We start from the raw sequence: 7,908 nt of genomic DNA on the forward strand, positions 1-7,908 counted from the left end.
CGCCACCAGCTTGCGCAGCGCGGTGCGCCCGTCCCGGCGAACGGCGTGCCCGCGAGCCGTGCAGCGCGACGGCCATCGCCACCGCCTCGGCCGCGGTGAGGTTGACCGGCGGCAGGGTGCGGGCGCGGTCCAGGACGTAGCCGCCGGTGCGCCCGGGCTCGGCCCAGATCGGCACGCCGGCCTCCTGGAGCGCGCCGATGTCCCGCTCGACGGTTCGGCTGCTCACCTCGAATCGGGCGGCCAGCCAGCGGGCGCTGCGCGGGCGCGGCGACACCGCCCGCAGCTCCTCGACCAACGCGTAGAGCCGGTCCGTGCGGTTCATGCCCGGGACGCTACGGCCGGGGTACGACGGCCTCCGGCGACCGCGCTCAGGCGATGCAGGCGCAGACGATCAGCGCGGCGCCGAAGTGGGTGGCGGCGCTGACCCGGGCCGCCGGATGCGGCTCGGGCGAGCAGATGACCTCGCCGAGCTTGCCGGGGGTGAGCAGGTCGAGCACCACGAACGCCAACGCCATGATGGCCAGCCCGAGCAGACCGAACACCACGGTGGAGGCGAGCCCCTTACCGAAGTCGCTGTAGCTGGTCAGGATCGCGGTGAAGACGATCCCGGCGATGCCGAGCTGGTTGGCGGCGAGCAGCAGCCCCGCGTTGGCGTTGCGGTCGACCCAGATCAGGTCCCGCAGCCGCCCGGGGGTGAGCAGGTCGACCAGGCCGAACCCGGCCGCCATCAGCCCCACGCCGACGATCCCGAACACGACGCTCTGCCAGGCACCGCTGAGCAGATCCTCCAGCACCGACTGCCTCCCGAATCTCCGCCCGGAGGGGTACCGGCGCGGTGATCGAGACGATAGCGGCAGGGCGCAACCGCGTCAGCCCCCGCGGCTACAGCGCCAGGTAGCGCTGCCGCTCGTACGGGGTGACCTCGCGGCGGTACTGCTCCCACTCGGCCCGCTTGTTGCGCAGGAAGAAGTCGAAGACGTGCTCGCCGAGCACCTCGGCGACCAGCTCGGACTCGGCCATCACGTCGATCGCCTCGGCGAGGTTCTCCGGCAGCGCCTCGTACCCCATGGCGCGCCGCTCGGCGCTGGTCAGCGACCAGACGTCGTCCTCGGCGCCCGGCGGCAGCTCGTACCCCTCCTCGATGCCCTTCAGGCCGGCGCCGAGCAGCACCGCGAACGCGAGGTACGGGTTGGCCGCCGAGTCCGGCGAACGGACCTCGACCCGGGCCGAGTTCGGCTTGCCGTACGCGGGCACCCGGACCAGCGCGGACCGGTTCAGGTGACCCCAGCAGACGTACGCCGGGCTCTCCGTGATGCGGTCCGGCAGGTGCTGCGGGAAGAGCCGCTTGTACGAGTTGACCCACTGGTTGGTGACCGCGGTGTACTCGCGGGCGTGCATCAGCAGGCCGGCGATGAACGACTTCGCCACCTTGGAGAGCTTCATCGGGTCGCCGGAGTCGTGGAACGCGTTGCGCTCCCCCTCGAACAGCGACAGGTGGGTGTGCATCCCGCTGCCCGGCTGGTCGGTGAACGGCTTCGGCATGAAACTGGCCTGCACGCCGGTGGAGAGCGCGACCTCCTTGACCACGTGCCGGAAGGTCATGATGTTGTCGGCGGTGGTGAGCGCGTCGGCGTAGCGCAGGTCGATCTCCTGCTGGCCGGGCGCGACCTCGTGGTGGCTGAACTCCACCGAGATGCCGATCCGCTCCAGGGCCAGCACGCCCTGGCGGCGGAAGTCGCGGGCCACGGCGTGGGTGGTGTGCTCGAAGTAGCCGCCGGTGTCGACGGGGGTCGGCAGGGACCCGTCCTGCGGACCGTTCTCCAGCAGGAAAAACTCGATCTCCGGGTGGGTGTAGAAGGTGAAGCCCTTCTCGGCGGCCTTGGACAGCGCGCGGCGCAGTACGTGCCGCGGGTCGGCCCAGGAGGGGCCGCCGTCGGGCAGCAGGATGTCGCAGAACATTCGGGCGCTTTCGCCGCTGACGCCACCCTCGAACGGGAACACCTGGAAGGTGGTCGGGTCGGGCATCGCCACCATGTCCGACTCGAAGACCCGGGCGAACCCCTCGATCGCCGAGCCGTCGAAGCCGATGCCCTCCTCGAAGGCCGCCTCCAGCTCCGCGGGCGCGACCGAGACGCTCTTGAGCGTGCCCAGCACGTCGGTGAACCACAGCCGCACGAACCGGATGTCCCGCTCTTCCAGCGTACGGAGGACGAACTCCTGCTGACGGTCCACTTCCCCAACCCCTCGCGACACTCTTTATGTCCGCCTTGGTCGGGCTGCACCCGACCTGACCGCCCAGTGTTCCCGGGCCTGGTTACGCAGACGTTACGCGAACCGCCGCCGCCCGTCCCCTCGTGTCCCGCCGGGCGGGCGGGCGCCGCTCGCCGCGTGTCGCGGGCGCCGACCCCCGGGTGGCCACCATCTCGTCCGAGGGTGCGGATGACTCCGACCGGGCTGGGGCAAGATGAGGACATGCCCACCCTGCGTCTCGCCCTGTCCCAGGTCAACCCGAGCGTCGGCGACCTCGCCGGCAACGCCGACCTGGTCCGCAGCTGGACTCGCCAGGCCGCCGATGCCGGTGCCCAGCTGGTGCTCTTCCCGGAGATGATGCTCACCGGCTACCCGGTGGAGGACCTGGTCTTCCGACGGTCCTTCGTCGCCGCGTCCCAGGCGGCCCTGGAGCGGCTCGCGGCCGACCTCGCCGCGGACGGCCTCGGCGACGTGCCGGTGGTGGTCGGCTACCTCGACGCCGACGGGCCGCCGCAGGTCAGCGGGGACGCGGAGCCGGGTCGAGGTGCCCGCAACGCCGCCGCGCTGCTGCACAAGGGTGCGGTTGCCGCCCGCTACTTCAAGCACCACCTGCCCAACTACGGCGTGTTCGACGAGGACCGCTACTTCATCTCCGGTGACAAGCTGACCGTGGTGCGCATCGCCGGGGTGGACGTGGCGCTGACAATCTGCGAGGACCTGTGGCAGGCCGGTGGCCCGTTCGCCGCCGCCCGGCAGGCCGGCGTCGGCCTGGTCGTCAACATCAACGGCTCGCCGTACGAGCTGAACAAGGACGACATCCGGTTGCCGCTGGTCCGCCGGCGGGCCGCCGAGGCGAACGCGACCATCGCGTACGTCAACATGATCGGCGGGCAGGACGAGCTGGTCTTCGAGGGCGACTCGATGATCGTGAGCGCCGACGGCGAGCTGCTCACCCGCGCCCCGCAGTTCGTCGAGCACCTCCTCGTACACGACGTCGAATTGCCGGCCGCGGCCGCGCCGCCGGCCGCGGAGACCATCGCGGACGGCATGCGGGTGGTCCGCGCCTCGGTGGACGGCGTTCCGCCCACGCCCTCCGGTCCGGCCGCCGTCGGCGGTCTGATCGAGCCGGTGGCCGACGAGGCCGAGGTGTGGCACGCGCTGGTGCTCGGCCTGCGCGACTACGTCAACAAGAACCGGTTCCCGTCGGTGGTTCTCGGCCTCTCCGGCGGCATCGACTCGGCGGTGGTGGCCGCACTGGCCGTCGACGCCCTCGGAGGAGACCGGGTCGTCGGGGTGTCGCTGCCCAGCCAGCACTCCTCCGAGCACTCCCGCGAGGACGCCGCCGACCTGGCCAAGCGCACCGGACTGGACTACCGCGTCGAGCCGATCCAGCCGATGGTGGACGGTTTCCTGGCCAACCTGTCGCTGTCCGGGGTGGCCGTGGAGAACCTCCAGGCCCGGGTCCGCGGCGTCATCCTGATGGCGCTGTCGAACCAGGAGGGCCACCTGGTGCTGACCACGGGCAACAAGAGCGAGCTGGCGGTGGGCTACTCCACGCTGTACGGCGACTCGGTGGGCGGCTTCAACCCGATCAAGGACGTGTGGAAGACGCTGGTGTGGCGGCTGGCGAAGTGGCGCAACACGGACGCCGCCCGGCGGGGCGAAACCCCGCCGATCCCGGAGAACTCGATCGGCAAGCCGCCCAGCGCCGAGCTGAGCCCGGGCCAACTGGACAGCGACAGCCTGCCCGACTACGACGTCCTGGACCCCATCCTGATCGGCTACGTGGACGGAGATCTCGGCCGCGACGGGCTGGTCGAGTCGGGCCACGACCCGGCGGTCGTGGACAAGGTGCTGCGGCTGGTGGATACCGCCGAGTACAAGCGACGCCAGTCCGCGCCGGGCACGAAGATCTCCATGAAGGCGTTCGGGCGGGACCGTCGACTGCCGATCACCAACCGGTGGCGCGAGCACGGCTGAGCCAGCGCGGTGGACGCCGGGCCGGTGGCCCGGTCCGGCGTCTCGCAGCGGCTCCCGAGTGACATCTTCCACTGGGCCCTGCCGTCACCCCGTTCCGCGGTGCGACGATCGCGACGGAACCCGGGGACCGCGTAGGCGGCCTCGAGGAAGGAGACAGTCATGGTGGAGTCCACTGCGAACGAGGTGACCGCCCTGTACGGCGGACCGGCCACCCGGCGGGTCCGTACCCGCGATCTGGTCGCCGCCAAGGAGCGCGGCGAACGGTGGCCGATGCTCACCTCGTATGACCAGTACACGGCGGGGATCTTCGACCAGGCCGGCGTGCCGGTGCTGCTGGTCGGCGACTCGGCCGCGAACAACGTGTTCGGCTACGAGACGACCCTGCCGGTCACCGCGGACGAGCTGCTCCCGCTGGTGCGGGCGGTCGTGCGGGCCACCCGACAGTCGCTGATCGTCGGCGACCTGCCGTTCGGCTCGTACGAGGAGGGTCCCGCCCAGGCGCTGCGCACCGCCGTCCGGTTCATGAAGGAGGGCGGCTGCCACGCGGTGAAGTTGGAGGGCGGCCGCCGCTGCGCCGCGCAGATCGCCGCGATCGTCGGCGCCGGCGTTCCGGTGATGGCGCACATCGGCTTCACCCCGCAGAGCGAGCACACCCTGGGCGGCTACCGGGTGCAGGGCCGGGGCGACGCGGCCGACGAGGTCCTCGCCGACGCGCGGGCGGTCGCGGAGGCGGGCGCGTTCGCGGTGGTGCTGGAGATGGTTCCGGGCGAGGTGGCCAAGCAGATCACCCACGAACTGTCCATCCCCACCGTGGGTATCGGCGCCGGCCCGGACACCGACGCGCAGGTGCTGGTCTGGCAGGACATGGCCGGCCTGCGGACCGGCAAGGCACCACGCTTCGTCAAGCGGTACGCGGACCTCGCCGGCGCCCTCACCGACGCCACCCGCCGCTTCGCCGACGAGGTCCGTGGCGGCGAGTTCCCGGCGACCGAACACACCTTCTAGAGCCAGCGGGCCTCGGTCCACCTTTGGACGCCACGCATCAATCGATCATGACGACTGGAGTTGTCGTACACCTGTTCTAGTCTCGGGTCATGTTGGCGGGGTTGGCGCAGGCAGAGGACGCTGTCGCTGCCTGCGCCGACACCGCACCCTGGGCCCTCGCCGAGCACGAGGTGGCCGCCGCACTGGACGCCGCGCACCGCATCGAACAACGCCTCGCCGCCGTCAAGCTGACGCTGGTCCGCGAAATCGACGGCCGCGGCACGGCTCGCACACACGGCGCCTCCTCGACCGCGGTCTGGCTGCGCGAACGTCTGTGCCTCACCGTGGCCACCGCCCGTCGGCTCGTCGACCTCGCCGCCGCGCTCGACACCGGCAACCCCGGGGTACGACAGGCGCTCGCCGATGGAGACATCAACCTGGAACAAGTCCGGGTCATCGCCGACACCGTCGACACCGTGCACGGCGCCGCCGGGCCCGAGGCCGCCGACAAAGCCGTCGGTGTGCTCCTCGACTGGGCGGGTCAATTCGACCCCACTCTCCTGCGCAAGCTCAGCACCCGCATCCTCGACCACGTCGCACCCGACATCGCCGACGCCGCCGCCCAAGCCGCACTGGAAGCCGAGGCCCGCCGGGCCACCCGCGACCGCCACATCACCCTCTCCGACCTGGGCGGCGGCCGACTCCGACTCACCGGCACCCTCGACACCGAGGCAGCCGGCCTGCTCCGCGCCGCGATCGACCCGCTGACGGCGCCGTCGGGCCCGGATGACACACGGTCGCCCGGGCAACGCCGCCATGATGCGCTCGCCGACCTCTGCCGACTCACCCTGCGCACCGGTGAACTACCCGAGAACGGCGGCGAGCCCGTCCAGGTCGTCGTCACCACCAGCTACGACAGCCTCGTGGGACAGCTCGACGCTGGCATCCTGGACACCGGCCTCGGACTGACCCCGGAAACCGTCCGCCGGCTCGCCTGCGACGCCACCATCCTTCCGGCCGTCCTCGGCGGCGCCGGCCAGCCACTCGACGTCGGCCGGCAACGCCGCCTCGTCAACGGGCCCCTGCGGCGCGCGCTGGTCCTGCGTGACCGCGGCTGCGCCTTCCCGGGCTGCGACCGCCCACCCCGCTGGTGCGACGCCCACCACATCCGGCACTGGGCCGACGGCGGGGCCACCAGCCTCGACAACGCCGTGCTGCTCTGCGGCCACCACCACCGCCACATCCACCACAACGACTGGACCGTCCGCCTCGCGCCCGACGGGCATCCCGAATTCATCCCGCCGGCCTGGCTCGACCCGGACCAACTCCCCCGCCGCAACCAGTACCACCGTCGCACGTGAGCCACGACCAGCAGACAAGCGGCGGCCCAACCGCTCCACGAGGCGAGGCCGCCTCGCCATCGAGCAGAGAGCGGCCGGTGAGCGCGCGCCCAGAGACCGGTCACCGCGACCGGGCGTCGGTGAGCGGGGTCAGAGGTCGGTGACGCGGATGCCGGCGTGGGCCTTGTAGCGCTTGTTGATGGCGATCAGGTTGGCGGTGAACGCCTCGATCTGGTTGGCGTTGCGCAGCCGGCCGGCGTAGATGCCGCGCATCCCGGGGATCCGGGCGGCCAGGGCGCCGACCACGTCGACCAGTTCGCGGTCCTCGGTGCAGATCAGCACGTCCAAGTTGATGCGGTCGACCTCGGGGTCGGCGAGCAGTGGGGCGCTGACGTGGTTGAACGCCGCGCAGACCCGGGAGTCCGGCAGGAGCGCGGCGGCTTGCTGAACGGCGCTGCCCTCGGCGACGGTGAGCGCGTACGGGCCCTGCTTGTCGAAGCCGAGCGGGTTGACGCAGTCGACGACGATCGTGCCGGCGAGCGGCTCGGCGAGGGCGGCGACGGTGGCGGCGTGCCCGTCCCACGGCACCGCGATGATCACGACGTCGCTGCGTCGGGCCACCTCGTCGTTGGCCGCACCGGTGATGGTGGCGTCGGCCGGCATCCCGGGCAGGGCGGCGATCTCGGCGGCGGACTCGGCGGCGCGCTCCGCGGACCGGGAGCCGATCAGCACCGTCTGACCGGCCCGCGCGAACCGGTAGGCGAGGCCCCGCCCCTGGTCGCCGGTGCCACCGATGATGCCGACCGTCAGTCCGGACACGTCGGGCAGCGTGCTCGCGTCGTATGCCATGGGCTCATCCTTCCAAACCGCCCGGCCGGCAGCAGTGCCGCGCGCTGTGACAATCCCCGCTGCCGCCTGGCCGGCGCGGGTGGCGCCGGGCGGGTCAGGCCAGCTCGAACAGGACCGTGCGGGCCGCCGGGTCGGCGGTGACCAGGCGGACCCGGACCCGTTCACCGAGTGGCAGGTCGCCGAGGCAGCGGCCGCGTACCGGTGGGGTGTCCAGGGCGACGGTGCCGCCCGGTGGGCGGGGGCGGGACTTGCCGTTGGGCGGGGCGTCGACGTCCAGGACCGCCGCGTCGAAGACCTCGCCGACCCGGTTCGCCAGCAGCACCGCCTCGGCCAGCTCGACGGCTCCCCGGCTGGCCGCCGAGGCGGTCCGGTCGGTGCTGGCCATCACCTCGGCAGCCGGGGCAGGGCGGCGCGCGCCCAGTCGGCACCGGCCGGCCCGCGTGCAGGGCCAGGCAGACCTCGGTGGCGTACCGGTCCGCGAGGCGGCGCAGCGGCGCCGTGACGT

The 7,908-nt window shown here is 72.3% G+C and carries 7 protein-coding genes and 1 pseudogene; 3 read left to right on the forward strand and 5 right to left on the reverse strand.

The genetic code is table 11. The features are described from left to right. The 3 genes from JNW91_RS27460 to glnA form a co-directional block, all read right to left on the reverse strand. A partial coding sequence (locus JNW91_RS27460; RefSeq protein WP_238425803.1) for a helix-turn-helix transcriptional regulator occupies positions 1 to 322 on the reverse strand: 322 nt, incomplete at its 3' end. Positions 323 to 368: 46 nt separating this feature from the next. Further along, on the reverse strand, positions 369 to 794 hold the full coding sequence (locus JNW91_RS27465) for a DUF350 domain-containing protein (protein ID WP_203178321.1): 426 nt from the start codon (positions 792 to 794) through the stop codon (positions 369 to 371). 88 nt (positions 795 to 882) lie between these two features. Continuing rightward, entirely contained in the window at positions 883 to 2,232 is a 1,350-nt protein-coding gene (glnA, locus tag JNW91_RS27470) for a type I glutamate--ammonia ligase (protein ID WP_203178323.1), read from the reverse strand. A 240-nt stretch (positions 2,233 to 2,472) separates the two neighbouring features. Between glnA and JNW91_RS27475 the strand changes: the two genes are divergently transcribed. The 3 genes from JNW91_RS27475 (at position 2,473) to JNW91_RS27485 (ending at position 6,575) form a co-directional block, all read left to right on the forward strand. Continuing rightward, positions 2,473 to 4,230: an NAD+ synthase gene (locus JNW91_RS27475; RefSeq protein WP_203178325.1), complete on the forward strand. Its 1,758-nt coding sequence runs from the start codon at positions 2,473 to 2,475 to the stop codon at positions 4,228 to 4,230. Positions 4,231 to 4,389: 159 nt separating this feature from the next. Beyond that, positions 4,390 to 5,235 carry a 3-methyl-2-oxobutanoate hydroxymethyltransferase gene (panB, locus tag JNW91_RS27480; RefSeq protein WP_203178327.1) on the forward strand — a complete coding sequence of 282 codons (846 nt, stop codon included), beginning with the start codon at positions 4,390 to 4,392 and terminating at the stop codon, positions 5,233 to 5,235. Positions 5,236 to 5,324: 89 nt separating this feature from the next. Beyond that, entirely contained in the window at positions 5,325 to 6,575 is a 1,251-nt protein-coding gene (locus JNW91_RS27485; RefSeq protein ID WP_203178329.1) for an HNH endonuclease signature motif containing protein, read from the forward strand. Positions 6,576 to 6,704: 129 nt separating this feature from the next. Here JNW91_RS27485 and npdG read toward each other — a convergent pair whose 3' ends face one another. Together npdG and JNW91_RS27495 are read right to left on the reverse strand one after the other, a co-directional pair. After that, positions 6,705 to 7,403 carry an NADPH-dependent F420 reductase gene (gene npdG, locus JNW91_RS27490; protein WP_203178331.1) on the reverse strand — a complete coding sequence of 233 codons (699 nt, stop codon included), beginning with the start codon at positions 7,401 to 7,403 and terminating at the stop codon, positions 6,705 to 6,707. A 94-nt stretch (positions 7,404 to 7,497) separates the two neighbouring features. After that, positions 7,498 to 7,908: pseudogene (locus tag JNW91_RS27495) on the reverse strand (RNB domain-containing ribonuclease); the annotation flags it as partial.

Origin of the sequence: Micromonospora parastrephiae, assembly GCF_016802865.1 — a bacterium.
GTDB classification, from domain to species: domain Bacteria; phylum Actinomycetota; class Actinomycetes; order Mycobacteriales; family Micromonosporaceae; genus Micromonospora; species Micromonospora parastrephiae.